The following is a 14,668-nucleotide window of genomic DNA, read 5'->3' on the forward strand; positions in this document are numbered from 1 at the left end:
GCTAACGCCCCTTGCGGGACACCACATGTCCCGCAAGTGGCTTTCGCGACAGGTGCGAACACCGCCGCCCCAGCGTCGAAGCGTGATGTCCTGAAGGACCCCTTTGAGACCTTCAACGTCTCAAAGGGGTCCTTCAGGACACGCCACCTTTGAGTTACCTCTCAATAGAACCCGAATCGCCACTCACGACCACCTGTACCGACGCCTGGCTCGCGGCGGAGCGCGTGAAGGCCCCCTTCCCTCGGCTCAGCCGAGGGAAGGGGGCCTTCACGCGCAGCCGTTGTGACTGGTGAGGCTCGTGACGGCCGCCCGGGGCGGGTGAGGGGAGCTCTGAGTCCCTCAAGGAGTCCTTCACGGCCCGGCCGCTACGGACCCACCCACCGTAGGTATCTAAAACACCGGACACCGAGTAACCGGTGACTATCCCTTGTGGACAGTCATCGGGTAGTGAAGGCCTCCTTCCCTACCTTCAGGGTAGGCAAGGGGGCCTTCACGGCAAGCCAGCCCGAATCGCCACTCACCACCCGCAGTCAGTCCGCTAAAGGCGACCTCGCAGCGTCACGAACCCACACCTGCCTCCGCTTCCGAAGCGGCTTCGGTCTCGTTCGTCAGGACACGCTCGTAAGCCCGCACGGTATCCGCCGCCACCCGGTCCCAGGAGTACCGCGCGCGCACCCGGTCGCAGCCCGCCACCCCGTACGCCTCGCACAAGGACGCGTCCGGCACCAGCCGTCGCAGCGCGTTCGCGAGCGCCTTGGGATCGCGCGGCGGTACGTGCAGGCCGGTGACGCCGTGGATCACCGTGTCGATCAGGCCGCCGACGGCGCTGGCCACCACCGGGACACCGCACGCCATCGCTTCGAGCGGCACGATGCCGAAGGGTTCGTACCAAGGGGTGCAGACGACGGCGTCGGCGGACCGCAGGAGCGCGGGCATGTCCTTACGCGACACTTGCCCCGGCATGCGCACTCGGTCGCTCACGCCTGCCCGTTCGGCGATCCCGCGCAGGCGGCGCGCTTCTTCGTCTTTGCCGAGGTCGCCCGGCCCGGGGCCGCCGGCGATGACCAGTTCGGTGTCGGGCAAGCCGGCCAGCGCCGCGATGGCGATGTCGAAACCCTTGCGTGGCACCAGCCTTCCCACGCTCACGATCCGATGTGGAGCCGTCCTGGATGCGACCTCACCCTCCGAAGTGAACGTCGTGAGGTCGACGCCGCACGGGACGATGGAGACACGTGACCGGGTCAGCCCCATGCGGAGGAGTTCGAACACCTCGTCCGAACAGGTCGCGATCACCCGATCGACCTTTTTGGCGATCATGCGTTCGAGCCGGACGCGGTCCGCCGGGCTGGTGTCGTTGTTCCCCTGGTAGCGTCGTTTCACCGCGCCGAGGGCGTGAAAGGTCTGCATCACCGGGATTTCCAGATCCTTGGCCGCGAGTACCGAGGCGAGTCCGGACATCCAGAAGTGCGCGTGGACCACGTCGGGACGGTCCTTGGCCCATTTGGAGCGCAGCACCCGGCCGAACTCGCCCATATGCGGCAGGAGATCGTCCTTCGGCAGCTTCTTCGGTGGCCCCGCGGACACGTGGACGACCCGGTAACCGTCCGGAGCCTCCACCGTCGCGGGGGAGCGGCGATTCTCGCGGCGTGTGTAGACGGTGACGTCGTGCCCTTGACGGCTCAGCGCGGCCGAAAGCTCGGCGACGTGGACGTTCTGGCCGCCCGCGTCGACGCCGCCCATCGCCGCGAGCGGGCTGGCGTGCTCGGAAACCATCGCTATCTTCATCAGTCTCCTTCCGTCCGCTCCCGGAGGGTCAAGCGGTCACCTCGGTCAGCAGGGCGTCCCAGCGCTTCAGGAAAACGTCGAGGCCGTAGTGCGCCAGCGCGTGTTCTCGCGCCGCCTTTCCTGCCAGTACAGCGAAATCAGGTTCGTGGACGAGCTCTCGATAGGCCTTCGCCAGTGCCTTGGCGTCCGTCGAAATCGCTCCCGCGTCGGGTGGCACGGCGAGCGTCGCTTCGGTGGTGGCCAGCGCGACGACGGGCATCCCCAGATGCATCGCCTCGAGCAGCGAAAGTCCGAGTGACGTCCAGCGGGCGGTGTGCAGATAGACCCGGCGTTTGGCGGCCTCGGTGTGCAGTTCCCGGCTCGGGAGATCACCACCCGGCCGCACTCCCGGGTGCTTGCCCTCGAGTTCTCCGCTGCCGATGCCGAACACGTCCACGGGGGCGATCTCCGCGAACGCGGGGAGCAGGTCGGTCCCGGTGATCCGTCCTCGCCGGACGGGTTCGTTGATCATCGCCACACCGTGTGGGAGCTCGCCGGTGTATCGCTCACCGGGATCAGGGATCCCATGTGGCACAACGACCGTGGGTGCGCTGCCCGAATCCCACATGAGCTCGTTGAAGTGCGTCACGTGGACGAGCGGGATGTCGTCGCGGTCGGCCAGCGGATGACGGGTGGTCACCGCCTGCGGCCGGGGCGTGTTGTGTTCGACGTAGACGGCGGGGATGTCCTGACCGGGCCGGCGGCGCAGCCACCGGGCGGCCAACGTGAGCTCGTCGGGACGCTGCAGGACGACGACGTCGAAATCGAGGTCCTTCAACCGATCGACGGGAACCTCTTCCGCGTCGGGCCAATCGCGTCCACTCAGGCCTCGCCCCCACGGCCCGCCTTCGTCGAGGGTGGGGAGGTAGTAGCGATGCCCGCCCCGCACGAAGGCTTCGGACCACGAACCGTGAACGTGCCACAGCAAGACCCTGAGCCGCGCCATCTTCGTCATGTACGACTTATTGCCCGCAGAAGTCGGCTTAAACGTTCGTCTCCGTGCGGACCCGATCCCGTCGCGCCCGCCGCGTGGCGAGAAGGGCGACCGCGAGCGCGGTCAGTGAGGTGAGCGCGTGGAGTGCGTTGTCCGCCCAGCCGAAATTGACCGCGTCACCCGCCGAATTCGTCGCCGCGGAAAGCACGCCGAAGGCGGTCAAACCGGCGAAAGCGACGAAAACAATCCAGCAGTAGGCGAGGATCGCGGACGGTTTCAGTACCGCCGCCACCCCGAGCACACCCACGATCGTGCGGATGACGTTGAGCATCCCCGTCGCGCTGAAGATCCAAAGGGTGTTCTGCCCGGCCTCGTTGGCCTCAGGCAGAAAAAAGAACCCGAGCACGCCCAGAACCACATGGACCAGCGCGATGACCAGCACCACCGGCCGCAGGGGCGAGACGGTCGAACGTTCGTTCATCGGAAAGGCCCTCCGTTCACCAAAGACCGGTTCGGATACCCCGTGAGGGCGCCATGAAAACGCCACGGATCCCCCGATCGAGGGCATCCGTGGCGGTTCCGGGCGGGGATCAGCCGGACTGCGGATCCGTGTCGTCGTGCGGATCGCCGGAGGACGTGCCCTGCTCGCCCCGCACCTCTTGGCGTTCCTCGTCGCGTTCCTTTTTCCCGCTCTCGGCTTGGGCGGTCTTGTCCTGGTCGTCACCCATCATGGGCACCTCGAATCCTCGACGGTTCACCGAACGATTACCCCGTCAGAGCGCGGTTAATCCTGTTCCTTCGGTGGCGTTTTCGAGACCACTGTGGACGTTTGGTGCCGGACGGCCGGGGTAGCCGGAAGCACCTAAGTCGGCGAACCCGGAGGGGCCATGACCGCGATCACCAGTTCCGCGAGACCACTCGCCCCGGCGCGGCCGTGGCTCCTCCGGCCGCCCGGGGTCTACCGGCCACAGGACGACACCTGGTTCCTCGCGACGGCCTTGCGGGCGTCGGGAATGGCCGCGGGGGCGAAGGTGCTCGATCTCTGCACGGGGACCGGCGCGCTCGCGCTGACCGCGGCGGCGAGCGGTGCCGGATCGGTGACCGCCGTGGACATCTCCCGCCGGGCCTTGGCCGCGGTGTGGGCGAACGCGCGCCTGCGGCGGCTACCGGTCCGGCCGGTACGCGGCAGCCTGGCCGAGGCGGCCCGCGGGGGACCGTACGACGTCGTGCTGGCCAACCCGCCGTACGTCCCGTGCCCGGTCCCGGCGACCGGCGCGGCACGGGCCTGGGACGCCGGGCCGGACGGGCGGGTCGTGCTGAGCCCGGTCTGTTCGGAAGCGCCGGCCTTGGTCGCGCCCGGTGGCTGTCTTCTGCTCGTCCAGTCCACCGTGGCGGGTGTCGACAAGTCGTTGGAAGAGCTGCGGGCCGCCGGGATGACGGCCGCCGTGGTGGCGAGCCGGTTCATCCCGTTCGGACCGGTGATGCGCGAGCGGGCGGAGTTCCTCGAAGCCGCCGGCCTGATCACCGTGGGCCAGCGGCTCGAAGAACTGGTGGTGATCCGTGCCGAACGGCCGTAGGACGCGGGTGCGGATCGAACCCGGCGGGCCCATGCTGGTGGAGGGACCGGTCGAGATCGTCACCCCGGAGGGTGAAACGGTCACCTCGGACCGGTTCGTGGTCGCTCTCTGCGCCTGCCGTCGCAGCAAGCGGTACCCGTTCTGCGACACCAGCCACCGCCGCCGGTCACGGCAAGGGGTGCAGCGGCCGGAGGAGTGAGGACTCCCCGGCCGACCACGCCTTCATGAGATGCTCGGCCAGCCGGGACTCCAGCAGGTCGGTGGCCTGGATACCCAGCGCGACGTCCGCCGCGAGTTCCGGTTCCCGGGCCAGCAGGTCGCCGACGACGTCGTGCCGCAGCACCTGCTCGTGCACGGCGTCCGCCTCGATGTGTTCGGTGTAGAAGTACCGGCACTCCGCGGCGCCACCGAGCCGCCGCAGCGCCTCGTCCATCCGGCGGGCGGCCGGGGCCGTGGTGATCTCGGCGCTCGCGAAATGCCCGACCAGGGCGCCGCGAAGGCTCCGGTGCAGGCCGAACAGAGACATCATGTTCACCGTCGCGAGCGTGCAGCCGGGCACGTGGTCCAGATAGGCGAGATAGTCCGGCGACAACCCGGCCGCCGTCAGCAGATCCGCGAACAGCCGGGAATGCGCCTGATCGGCCCGGCCGCCGCCGAACTCGTCGAACTCGACGGCGACCAGTGCCGCCTTGGCCTTTCCCCGCAGGCGCGGGATCACCCACGCGTGCGGATCGGCCTCCTTGAGGTGGTAGATCGACCGGTGCGCGAAGTACTCCTCGACGTGCCACCAGGCGCTGTCGTCGCGCAGGAAGTGGGAGACGCCGCTCCCGTCGGCCGGCTCGACCAGGAGTTCGTCCAGCAGGCCGTCGACGTCGTCCCCGCCGGGAACGGCGGCCCGGATGCCGTCGAGGAAGACGCGTTCCAGCGCGCCGCGGAAGCGGAGCAGCCCGGTGTCCCATTCCCAGCCCGGGTCCACGTCGGCGAACCCCTGGTAGTGCAGTTCGTAGCAGACGTGCAAGGCCAGTTGCAGGTCTTCGCCGAAGGGGTCGGCGTTCCACACCTCGTCGAGGTCGAAATCGTTCGTACGCCCGCCCGCCAGGGTGTCGACCACGGCGGCGGACAGCGGGCCGCGGATCTCCGGCAGCCTCGCGGCCACCTGCACTTCCGTCGTCGTCATAAGCGGGGGATACCCGCTCTACCCGTGGGGAACCGTCTCTTCGGTCAACATGCGCAGCACCGCGATGTCGCCGTCGGCGGCGGCGCGGCGCTGCCGTTCGGCGCCGGTTCCCCCGTTTTCGAGCTGGTCGAGCAGGGTGGTCACGAGCGTCAGGTCGCCGGTCTCCGCCAGTGCCGCCCGCGTGTGCTCCCGCAGCGAGGCGAGCCTGCCGGTGGCCGGGACCGGTTTTCCGGCCACCGGGTCGATGGCCGGTCCGGACAGCCCGTACCGCGCGGCCGACCAGACGGCGGCCGCCGCGATCTGCGGGTCGAGGGGATCGGCTTCGACGCCTTCGTCCAGCGCGTCGAGCGCGGTGCGCACCAGCGCCCGCGTCAGCAGTGCCTGCAGCACCGCTTCGTCCACGGTGGACGCGGTATCGGCCGCGCGGACCTCGACCGTCGGCCAGCGCGGTGACGGCCTCGCCAGCCAGAAGGTCTGTTTGGCGTCGACGAGCACGCCGCAGTCCACCAGCCTGTCGACCTGGATCTCGTAGTCCTCGATGTCCGCGAAGTGCGGTGCGATCCCGGAGCCGGGGAACCGGCTTTGCTCCACCATCCGCCAGCTGTCGTAACCGCTGTCCCGGCCGCCGTCGAACGGCGAGTTCCCGGACAGGGCGAGCAGCGTGGGCAGCCATTCGGCGAGATGGTTCACCACGGCGACCGCCGTGTCGCGGTCGGGTACGCCGATGTGGACGTGACATCCACAGGCTTCGTAGGTCCGCACCACTCCCGCGTACAGCTCGTCCACCTCGCCGAACCGTCCGTCGCCGCGCTGGTGATCGCGGTCGGGCGGACCGCGCAGGGCGGTACCCGAGGCGATGATGGCGCAGTCCTCGGCGGCGGCCGCCTCGGCGAGTGATCGCCGCCCCGCCACCAGGTGGTGGTAGAGCTCTTCCGAGGTCTCGCAGACGCCGGTGGCGGCCTCGATCTGGGTCGGCCGCAGTTCCCGGTGCACCGCGGCGCCGTCGGGCAGCGGACAGCAGGCCCGCTGCCGGGCGATCACCGCCTCCGCGCGCGGACAGCTCACCCCGGTTCGGGGGTCGACCAGCAGGAACTCCTCTTCGACGCCGATGCCGGTCATCACCGCTCCCGCTTCTTCGGCAGCGCGTGCACGGCCGGCCCCTGGATCACCGAGCCGTCCAAGGCGAAGCGCGAACCGTGGCAAGGGCAGTCCCAGGTCTTCTCCGCGTTGTTGAACGCGACCAGGCAGCCGAGGTGGGTGCAATGCGCGCCGACGGCGTGCAGTTCACCGCCGGGATCGCGGTAGGCGGCGACGAGTTCACCTCCGTCCCGGGTGACCTTGGCCTCGCCGGGTGCCAGTTCGTCCAGGGCCGCGGGCTTGCGCAACGCGCTGACGTGGTCGCCCACCAGGAATTTCGCCACCGTGGCGTTGTTCTCCACCGCCGTGATCGCGGAACGGAGGTCGAAGCGGTTGGGGTCGTAGAGGCTCGCCGAGGGGTTTTCCCTGCCGGTCAGCAGATCCGCCAGCAGCAGTCCCGCCGCGGTGCCGCCGGTCATGCCCCACTGCCCGAAGCCGGTGGCGACCCAGAGATGGCGGCTCGCCGGATGGTAACGCCCGACGTACGGTACGGAGTCCACAGTGGACAAGTCGTGGGCGGACCAGCGGTGGGTCACGCGGTGCACACCGGCGTGGGCGCTCGCCCAGCTCGCCAGTCGTTCGTAGCGGCTTTCCACGTCGACGGAGTCACCGACCCGGTAGTGCTCACCGCCGGCGACCGCGTACGGGACACCGTCGTTGAGGTAGCCGCGAACGGAGTGGTGTGTGTCGGCGTCGAGGTACATCCCGTCCACTCGCCGGTTGCCTTCGACCGGGCCCGCGACGACCAGATCACGCACCGGGTCGAGCCGCGCGAAGAACAGGCCGCGGTCCAGCATCGGGTAATGGGTCGCCACCACGACTGCGCCCGCCCGCACCTCACCCCCGCTGGTCCGCACCCGGGTGCCGCCGAGTTCGTCGACGCCTTCCGCTCGGACGCCCTCCACGATCGTGCCGCCCGCGCGTTCGATCTGCTCCGCGAGGCCGAGCAGCCACCGGCGAGGATGGAAGTGGGCCTGTCCGGCGAACTTCACCGCACCGAGTGAGGGCACGTCGAGATCGACATCGGTGACGAAGGAGGCGGGCAGACCGGCTTCGGCGGCGGCTTCGGCTTCCCGTTCGAGGCTCTCCACCGTCCCCGGCCGGGTGGTGTAGACGAAGCTGTCCGCCCGCGTGAACCCGCAGTCGATGCCGAGTTCGGCCGAAGCGGCGGCGATCCAGTCCAAGGCCGCGGCCTGTGTGTACGCGTAGGTCGCGGCGGCTTCGGCGCCCTTGGTCTTGGTCAAGGTGGCGTACTTCAGCCCGTGCTGGGTGCTGATCTTCGCCGTGGTGTGGCCCGAAACACCCGCCGCCAGCCGGGCCGCCTCCAGGACGAGCACCGAGCGTCCCGCCCTGGCCAGCCGGTAGGCGGTGGTCAGTCCCGCGATGCCACCGCCGAGGACCGCGACATCGACCTCCTCCGGCAGCGGAGTGCCGGTCCGATCGGGAGCGGGAGCGGTGTCGAGCCACAGTGAACGCGTTCCGGGCAACTCCGTCATGGCGCCCGGATTCCCGCACGCCAACGCGGGCAAACCAGTGGCCGCGGGGTTTTCGGGCCAGGGGATCCGGGTAGCCGCCGTCCATGAACACAGGTCCTAGGTCCCCCGAGGAAAAGAACATCTTCGTGATCGGTCTCGACGAGAGCAACGAAGAGGTGCTGGAGCGGATTCCGGGCGCCGACCGGTACCGCTTCCACCCGCTGCTGTCGGTCGAGGAACTCCAGTACGGCGAGATCCCGATCATCGATCTCATGGAGAAGGCACAGAAGCAACTGGACGCCTTCGACGGCACGATCGACGCCATCGTCAGCTACTGGGACTTCCCGGCGTCGACGATGGTGGCGATGCTGTGCGAGAAGTACGGCTTGCCGGGTGTCTCGCTCGAAGCCGTGCTCAAATGCGAACACAAGTACTGGAGCAGGCTCGAACAGGCGAAGGTGATCGACGAGCTGCCCGACTTCGGCGTCGTCGACCTGGACGACGAGGATCCGGCGCCACCCGCGGGCGTCGACTACCCCATGTGGCTCAAGCCGGTGAAGTCGTTCTCCTCCGAACTGGCCTTCCACGTGGCCGACGACGCCGAGTTCGCCAAGGCCGTCGCCGAGATCCGCGAGGGGGTCGACCGGGTCGGCAAGCCCTTCGACTACATCCTCGGCAAGGTCGACCTGCCCGCCGTGGTTGCCGAAGCAGGCGGTGCGGCCTGCCTGGCGGAAGGCGCGCTCAACGGGGTCCAGGCGGCGACCGAAGGCTATGTCCACAACGGACAGGTCACCGTGTACGGCGTACTCGATTCGATCAACTATCCCGACACACCCTGCTTTTTGAGACACCAGTACCCGTCGCAGCTGCCGGACGACTCCGTCCGGCGGATGAAGGAGATCTCGGCGCTGGTGATGGAGCAGATCGGCTTCGACAACGCCACGTTCAGCATCGAGTTCTTCTGCCATCCCGAATCCGGGCAGGCCTGCCTGCTGGAGATCAACCCGAGGCATTCCCAGTCCCACGCCGAGCTCTTCGAATACGTCGACGGTGTGGCGAACCACCAGATCATGGTGCGGCTGGGGCTCGGCGAGGATCCCGGCGAGCGGCGGCATCGAGGTGACTACCAGATCGCGGGCAAGTGGTACTACCGCCGCTTCGAGGACGGGATGGTGACCCGCGTACCCACTCGCGCCGAGATCGCCGACCTGGAGGCCGAGATCCCCGGCGTGAAGATCGAGATCGTGCCGGAAAAGGGCCTGCGGCTCTCGGAACTGCCCGCACAGGACAGCTACAGCTACGAACTCGCCCATCTCTTCGTCGCGGCGCAGACCGAACGGGAGATGGAGCACAAGTACCGCCGGTGCACCGAAGCGCTGCGGTTCGAATTCGAGGAGGGATAGCCCATGCGGACGGTGGCTTCGCTGCCGTACGAGATCACCGAGGACGACCACGTCTGGATCCCGATGTCGGACGGGATCCGGCTGTCGGCCAGGATCTGGCGTCCGGTCGCCTCGGACACCGAACCGGTGCCCGCGATCCTGGAGTACATCCCGTACCGCCACCGCGATCTGACGTCGGTGCGGGACTCGGTGCATCATCCGTATCTGGCAGGCCACGGGTACGCCTGTGTCCGCGTGGACATCCGTGGGTCGGGGGAGTCGGAGGGCGTGCTCGCCGACGAGTACCTCGAACGGGAGCAGCTCGACGCGGAGGAGGTCCTCGAATGGATCGCCGCGCAGCCGTGGTGCACCGGCCGGACCGGGATGATGGGCATCTCCTGGGGCGGGTTCGCCGCGTTGCAGACCGCCGCGCGTAAACCGCCCGGCCTGGCCGCCATCGCCATCTCGTCCTTCACCGACGACCGCTACGCCGACGACATGCACTACATGGGTGGCTGCCTGCTGTCGGACAACGTCGCCGAGGCGTCCACCATGTTCGCCTACAGCACGTTGCCGCCCGATCCGGCGCTGGCGGGGGACCGGTGGCGCGACCTGTGGTTCGAACGGCTGGAGAACTGCAGTCTCTGGATCGGGGAGTGGCTGAACCATCAGCGCCGGGACGACTACTGGCGGCACGCTTCGGTCTGCGAGAACTACAGCGACGTCCAGGTGCCCGTGCTCGCCTCCAGCGGCTGGGCCGACGGCTATTCGAACGCCGTGTCACGGCTGCTGGCCAACCTCGACGTCCCGCGCCGGGGCCTGATCGGGCCGTGGTCGCACAAGTACCCGCATCTGGGACAGCCGGGTCCGGCCATCGGGTACCTGCAGGAGCTGGTCCGCTGGTGGGACCACTGGCTGAAGGACATCGAGAACGGTGTCATGGACGGGCCGATGCTCCAGACCTGGATGCAGGACAGCGTGCCGCCGTCGACATCGTACGAGGACCGGCCCGGCCGCTGGGTCGGCGAGCCGTCCTGGCCGTCGCCGCATGTCCACCCGTCGGAACACCGGCTCGCCCGGCACCGGATCGCCCGGCCGGGTGAAGAGGTCCCGGAAGAGCGGCTGTCCGTGGAATCACCGCTCTCGGTCGGCCAGTTCGCGGGGAAGTGGGCCTCCTACAGCGCGCCGCCCGACCTGCCGTACGACCAGCGGGAAGAGGACGGCGGTTCGCTCGTCTTCGACACCGACGAACTCACCGAACCGTGCGAGATCCTCGGTTCGCCGGTGGTGGAGCTGGAAGTCTCCGCGGACAAGCCGGTGGCGATGGTGGCCGCCCGCCTGTCCGACGTCGCGCCGGACGGCCGGGCCACTCGGGTGACCTACGGGTTGCTGAACCTGACCCACCGGGACGGGCACGACGATCCGGAACCGGTGGAGCCGGGGAAGACCTACCGGGTGCGGATCGAACTCAACGCCGTCGCGCAGGCCTTCCCCGCGGGGCACCGGATCCGGCTTTCGCTCTCGTCGTCGTACTGGCCGCTGGCCTGGCCACCGCCGGAACCGGCGATGGTGACCGTCCACACCGGACAGAGCACGCTCACCCTCCCGGTCCGCCCGATCGCCGAGGCGGACGAGGTGCCCGCCCGGCCGTTCGACGAGCCCGAAGGCGCGGAACCGTTGCCCGCCACGCAACTCGAACCCGGTGAGCAACGCTGGACCGTCTCCCGTGACCTGATCGACTACCGGTCCGCGCTCGACATCGTGAAGAACGCGGGCAAGGTCCGCTTCGACGACATCGACCTCGAAGTCACCAGGAACGTGCTGGAACGCTACTCGTGGGTGGCGGACGACTTCTGTTCCCCGGTGGCGGAAACCTCGTGGTCGATCACCTTCGCCCGCGGCGACTGGGAAGCGCGGTCCGAGACCCGCACCCGCGTTTCCTGCACCCCCACCGAGTTCGTCATCGACGCCCAGCTCGACGGGTACGAGGGGGAGCGAAGGTCGTTCTCCCGCAACTGGCATCGGACGGTTCCCCGTGACCACGTCTAAGACAAGCCTGCGGGCGAAGGCGCTTTACGCCTGGCTGCGGATCACCAAGCGGAAGCGGACCTACGCCGACATCGACCGCTTCCGGCGGAGTGTCGAACGCAGCCAGCGCGAAGGGCACACCGAGCCGAGCCGGTCGATCCGCCGCCGGTTCGACGTCCGGGAAGCCGACGTGGATGGACGGCCCTGCTACACGATCCGCCCGCATGACGCCGGGGTCGGCAAACAGGTGCTGTACTTCCACGGTGGCGCCTACGTGCACCAGATCCAGCACGACCACTGGAAGTTCTTCGGCAGGCTGATCTCCCGTACCGGGTGCACGGTGACCGTGCCGATCTACCCGCTGGCGCCCGCGCATCAGTGCCCGGAAACCGTCGAGTTCGTCAAGCGCGCCTACGACAAGTTCGCCGCCGGGCTCCAGCCGGAGGACCAGGTCGTGATGGGCGATTCCGCCGGCGCCGGGATCGCGCTCGAACTCGTCAAATCGTTGCGCGACGACGGGCGTCCGGTGCCGAAGGAGACCGTGCTGCTTTCGCCGTGGCTGGACCTCACGATGAGCCATCCGGCCCAGCCGGCGCTGGATCGGCGGGATCCCTATCTCGCGCTCACCGGACTGAACGAGGCGGCACGACTCTACAGCGGACCGCTGCCGCGGACCGATCCCCGGCTCAGTCCGATTTCCGGGGATCTCACCGGGCTGGGGAACCTGACCACCTACATCGGGACCAGGGACGTCCTGCTCACCGACGCGCGACGGCTGAAGACGCTCTGCACCGAACAGGGTGTGCGGCTCGGCTATCACGAATTCGAAGGCATGATCCATGCCTGGATGATCGCGTCGATCCCGGAGGCGGCACGAGTCGTGGAGGAGATCGCGCACCTGGTCGACCGTCGCTGAATTCCGTGTAGCGGCGGTCTGAGCGGGTAACCGGAGAAGAGCGGCCGGTGTAGCGAGGTTGTGCGTCCTCCGGCCGCGAGGTGGACCGGCGTGGGCAGCCCCGGCGGAGCAGGGACGCCGGCGCGCCGGTCACCGTGACCACTGTGGAGCGGCTCGATGCAGCAAGTGACTTCGTTGGGGGAGCTCGCCGACCTGGTGCGGGGGCGGAAAGAACTTTACGTGCGCTGGGCGCCGTCACCGGAACACCGCGCGGGTACCAGCCGCGACGAGCTCACCGGGGCGGAACTGCCGGGGCTTTCGGTGAACCCTCTCGATCCCGAACCGTGGTGGCGGGACCAGCCGCTCGAATTGTGGCTGGCCAGGAGGCTCTACGACTACTGTCATCTCCGCCACGAACGGCGCCGGGAGACGAAACCGTGGGTCCTGTCGGGACGCATCGTGGGCTCCGGACCGGACAACGAGCCGTTGCTCACCGATCCGGAGCCGGTCGCCCGGATCTCCACCGACGTCCTGAGCGAAGCGCGGGATCTGTTGCGGCAGCACGCGAAGGAAGACTCTGAATGGGGTCCGCTGCGCCGCCCGCCGGAGCTTGACCGGGCTTGAGAGCCGAGCGGCTCACTCCAGCCGCTCGGCCAGCAGCTCGACGACGTCCTCGGCCTGGTTCCGTTCCGCGAACCGGGCACGCTGCCGGTCCGCTCCGCTCCCGCTCTCGACGAGCCGGGCACAGCCTTCCCGGACGAAGTCGAAGTCGCCGTTCTCTTTGAGGGCGCCTGCCGCGAACGCGACGACGTCGTCGAGCACCTCCGTGGCGGGGGCGAGGTCACCGGTGCGGGGATGAGGGCAGCGGCCGGACAATCCTTCCCGCGAAGCCCGCCAAAGGTGCGCTCGCAGGACTTCGTTGGGCAGCTCGGCCGGCCGTTCGTCCGAGCCGAGGATCGTGGCGACCATGCCGCGGATCAGCACGCCCAGCAGAGCCGCTTCCTCCGGGGTGGCCGCGACGTCGGAGAACCGGAACTCCAGGGTCGGCTGGCTCTCGGAAAGTCTTACGTCCCAATAGATCATCTTGCGGTCGAGGATCGCGCCCGCGCGCAGCCAGGCGTCGACGATGCTTTCGTAGTGGTCCAGCGACGTGAAGGCAGGTGGTGGTCCGGCCGAGGGCCACCGGCTCCACTGCTGGTAACGCCAGCTGCTGTAACTGGTGTCGTAGCCGTCGCAGATGGCGGAGTTCGCGGTGACGGTCAGCAAGGCGGGCAACCAGGGGCGGACCCGCGCGATCACCCGGATGCCGGTCTCGCGGTCGGGGATGGCGATGTGGACGTGGCAGCCGCAGGTGTGCGACGTGCGGGCGGTCGCCCCGAAATGGTCGGCCATCCGCTCGTAGCGTGGGTTCGGCGTGATCACCGGAAGTTCGCTCTCCGCCAAAGGGGCACTGCCGCACGGCAGCAGACGGCAGTCACGCCGGGCGGCGGCACGTGCCAGGTCCGCGCGCAGGTTCCGAAGCTGTCGCAGGGCCTCGTCGTGCGTGGTGCAGATGTCCGTGGCCGATTCCGCCTGTGAGCGGGTGAGTTCGTGCTGAAGCTCGCCCTCGTCTTCGTCCGCGGCGTCGACGACCACGTCACCCGCCGGGGCCAGGTGACCGTCGCGGCCCACCACGAAGAACTCTTCCTCGATACCGAACGTGAGTACGTCGTCTTTCACCTGCGGCAAATACCCGGGGTATGCCCTGGGCAAACGTGTTTTCCGCAAGGCGGAAACGGGTATTTCCGCCGCATGGAACCCATGTCGGCGGAGCCGCCGTATCTGCTGGCCGCCCAGGCCGGAACCGTCGTACGCCGCCTGTACCGCCGGGTGCTGGAAGGGGAGGCCGACACCCCGGCCGACCTCGTCCGGACCATCGGCGCGCTACGGCGTTTGGCCGACGACCTCGCCCACCTGCTGCCCGGCTTGCAGGATCAGCTGGAGGACCAGTTGCTGTCCGGCCAAGTCGGCTCGGCCGACGCGGCAGGCGAGGCATGGGACAAGGTGGCGGGCGTCGGCTTCGCGCTCGCCCAAGCCCGCGCCGGAGGCCTTCTGATGGTGGAGGAACTGGGCGCTTCGCAGCGGATGCTGGGCGAACTCACCGCCCGGTGAGGGGCGGGCTGGGTTGGTCGTGAGTGGCGCTTAGGGTTAAGAACCCAATACCCACACACGAACAAAAACAGCCGGCGCACACCCCCCA

The 14,668-nt window shown here is 68.8% G+C and carries 15 protein-coding genes; 7 read left to right on the plus strand and 8 right to left on the minus strand.

All coding sequences use genetic code 11. The features are described 5' to 3' along the window. Positions 1 to 558: 558 nt before the first annotated feature. The 4 genes from ACZ5ZX_RS41235 to ACZ5ZX_RS41250 form a co-directional block, all read right to left on the minus strand. The gene (locus tag ACZ5ZX_RS41235) at positions 559 to 1,785 is read right to left on the minus strand and encodes a glycosyltransferase (protein ID WP_465507449.1); all 1,227 of its coding nucleotides are present in this window, start codon (positions 1,783 to 1,785) and stop codon (positions 559 to 561) included. Between the two features lie 28 nt (positions 1,786 to 1,813). Next, a complete protein-coding gene (locus ACZ5ZX_RS41240; RefSeq protein WP_465507450.1) occupies positions 1,814 to 2,779 on the minus strand; it encodes a glycosyltransferase in 966 nt (321 codons plus the stop codon). 28 nt (positions 2,780 to 2,807) lie between these two features. After that, positions 2,808 to 3,239 (minus strand): DUF4383 domain-containing protein, encoded by a 432-nt coding sequence (locus tag ACZ5ZX_RS41245; protein WP_465507451.1) that lies wholly within the window; start codon positions 3,237 to 3,239, stop codon positions 2,808 to 2,810. 109 nt (positions 3,240 to 3,348) lie between these two features. Beyond that, positions 3,349 to 3,495 carry a hypothetical protein gene (locus ACZ5ZX_RS41250; protein WP_465507475.1) on the minus strand — a complete coding sequence of 49 codons (147 nt, stop codon included), beginning with the start codon at positions 3,493 to 3,495 and terminating at the stop codon, positions 3,349 to 3,351. 150 nt (positions 3,496 to 3,645) lie between these two features. On the opposite strand from ACZ5ZX_RS41250, the gene ACZ5ZX_RS41255 reads away from it, so the two are divergent. Together ACZ5ZX_RS41255 and ACZ5ZX_RS41260 are read left to right on the plus strand one after the other, a co-directional pair. Beyond that, complete coding sequence (locus ACZ5ZX_RS41255; RefSeq protein WP_465507452.1) at positions 3,646 to 4,335, plus strand: methyltransferase; 690 nt, start codon at positions 3,646 to 3,648, stop codon at positions 4,333 to 4,335. Beyond that, positions 4,319 to 4,534 (plus strand): CDGSH iron-sulfur domain-containing protein, encoded by a 216-nt coding sequence (locus ACZ5ZX_RS41260; protein WP_465507453.1) that lies wholly within the window; start codon positions 4,319 to 4,321, stop codon positions 4,532 to 4,534. The genes ACZ5ZX_RS41255 and ACZ5ZX_RS41260 overlap by 17 nt, the downstream gene beginning before the upstream one ends. Here the strand turns inward: ACZ5ZX_RS41260 and ACZ5ZX_RS41265 are convergent. Genes ACZ5ZX_RS41265 through ACZ5ZX_RS41275 form a run of 3 tightly spaced genes read right to left on the minus strand, consistent with a single transcriptional unit; the run spans position 4,502 to position 8,145 of the window. Beyond that, positions 4,502 to 5,512 carry an iron-containing redox enzyme family protein gene (locus ACZ5ZX_RS41265; protein WP_465507454.1) on the minus strand — a complete coding sequence of 337 codons (1,011 nt, stop codon included), beginning with the start codon at positions 5,510 to 5,512 and terminating at the stop codon, positions 4,502 to 4,504. The genes ACZ5ZX_RS41260 and ACZ5ZX_RS41265 overlap by 33 nt on opposite strands. A gap of 18 nt (positions 5,513 to 5,530) precedes the next feature. Next, complete coding sequence (locus ACZ5ZX_RS41270) at positions 5,531 to 6,631, minus strand: carboxylate-amine ligase (RefSeq protein ID WP_465507455.1); 1,101 nt, start codon at positions 6,629 to 6,631, stop codon at positions 5,531 to 5,533. Further along, a complete protein-coding gene (locus tag ACZ5ZX_RS41275) occupies positions 6,631 to 8,145 on the minus strand; it encodes an FAD-dependent oxidoreductase (protein ID WP_465507456.1) in 1,515 nt (504 codons plus the stop codon). Before ACZ5ZX_RS41275 ends, ACZ5ZX_RS41270 begins: the two co-directional genes overlap by 1 nt. Positions 8,146 to 8,228: 83 nt before the next feature. Here ACZ5ZX_RS41275 and ACZ5ZX_RS41280 point away from each other — a divergent pair, with 83 nt between their 5' ends. From ACZ5ZX_RS41280 to ACZ5ZX_RS41295, 4 genes are all read left to right on the plus strand, one after another. Then, on the plus strand, positions 8,229 to 9,527 hold the full coding sequence (locus ACZ5ZX_RS41280) for an ATP-grasp domain-containing protein (protein WP_465507457.1): 1,299 nt from the start codon (positions 8,229 to 8,231) through the stop codon (positions 9,525 to 9,527). A 3-nt stretch (positions 9,528 to 9,530) separates the two neighbouring features. Next, a complete protein-coding gene (locus tag ACZ5ZX_RS41285) occupies positions 9,531 to 11,555 on the plus strand; it encodes a CocE/NonD family hydrolase (protein ID WP_465507458.1) in 2,025 nt (674 codons plus the stop codon). Then, positions 11,542 to 12,450, plus strand: a complete 909-nt coding sequence (locus ACZ5ZX_RS41290) for an alpha/beta hydrolase fold domain-containing protein (protein WP_465507459.1) — start codon at positions 11,542 to 11,544, stop codon at positions 12,448 to 12,450. The genes ACZ5ZX_RS41285 and ACZ5ZX_RS41290 overlap by 14 nt, the downstream gene beginning before the upstream one ends. A gap of 156 nt (positions 12,451 to 12,606) precedes the next feature. Next, the gene (locus ACZ5ZX_RS41295) at positions 12,607 to 13,053 is read left to right on the plus strand and encodes a DUF6098 family protein (RefSeq protein WP_465507460.1); all 447 of its coding nucleotides are present in this window, start codon (positions 12,607 to 12,609) and stop codon (positions 13,051 to 13,053) included. 12 nt (positions 13,054 to 13,065) lie between these two features. Here ACZ5ZX_RS41295 and ACZ5ZX_RS41300 read toward each other — a convergent pair whose 3' ends face one another. Further along, entirely contained in the window at positions 13,066 to 14,148 is a 1,083-nt protein-coding gene (locus ACZ5ZX_RS41300; RefSeq protein ID WP_465507461.1) for a carboxylate-amine ligase, read from the minus strand. 72 nt (positions 14,149 to 14,220) lie between these two features. Between ACZ5ZX_RS41300 and ACZ5ZX_RS41305 the strand changes: the two genes are divergently transcribed. Then, positions 14,221 to 14,580, plus strand: coding sequence for a hypothetical protein (locus ACZ5ZX_RS41305; protein ID WP_465507462.1), 360 nt, complete (start codon positions 14,221 to 14,223; stop codon positions 14,578 to 14,580). Positions 14,581 to 14,668 lie beyond the last annotated feature (88 nt).

It is taken from the genome of Amycolatopsis sp. NPDC033938 (genome assembly GCF_055575975.1).

Excerpts from the sequence above, each read along its gene's own strand:
- ACZ5ZX_RS41235 (WP_465507449.1), bottom strand. The coding sequence starts at position 1,785 with ATGAAGATAGCGATGGTTTCCGAGCACGCCAGCCCGCTCGCGGCGATG.
- ACZ5ZX_RS41240 (WP_465507450.1), bottom strand. The coding sequence starts at position 2,779 with ATGACGAAGATGGCGCGGCTCAGGGTCTTGCTGTGGCACGTTCACGGT.
- ACZ5ZX_RS41245 (WP_465507451.1), bottom strand. The coding sequence starts at position 3,239 with ATGAACGAACGTTCGACCGTCTCGCCCCTGCGGCCGGTGGTGCTGGTC.
- ACZ5ZX_RS41255 (WP_465507452.1), top strand. The coding sequence starts at position 3,646 with ATGACCGCGATCACCAGTTCCGCGAGACCACTCGCCCCGGCGCGGCCG.
- ACZ5ZX_RS41265 (WP_465507454.1), bottom strand. The coding sequence starts at position 5,512 with ATGACGACGACGGAAGTGCAGGTGGCCGCGAGGCTGCCGGAGATCCGC.
- ACZ5ZX_RS41270 (WP_465507455.1), bottom strand. The coding sequence starts at position 6,631 with ATGACCGGCATCGGCGTCGAAGAGGAGTTCCTGCTGGTCGACCCCCGA.
- ACZ5ZX_RS41275 (WP_465507456.1), bottom strand. The coding sequence starts at position 8,145 with ATGACGGAGTTGCCCGGAACGCGTTCACTGTGGCTCGACACCGCTCCC.
- ACZ5ZX_RS41280 (WP_465507457.1), top strand. The coding sequence starts at position 8,229 with ATGAACACAGGTCCTAGGTCCCCCGAGGAAAAGAACATCTTCGTGATC.
- ACZ5ZX_RS41285 (WP_465507458.1), top strand. The coding sequence starts at position 9,531 with ATGCGGACGGTGGCTTCGCTGCCGTACGAGATCACCGAGGACGACCAC.
- ACZ5ZX_RS41295 (WP_465507460.1), top strand. The coding sequence starts at position 12,607 with ATGCAGCAAGTGACTTCGTTGGGGGAGCTCGCCGACCTGGTGCGGGGG.
- ACZ5ZX_RS41305 (WP_465507462.1), top strand. The coding sequence starts at position 14,221 with ATGGAACCCATGTCGGCGGAGCCGCCGTATCTGCTGGCCGCCCAGGCC.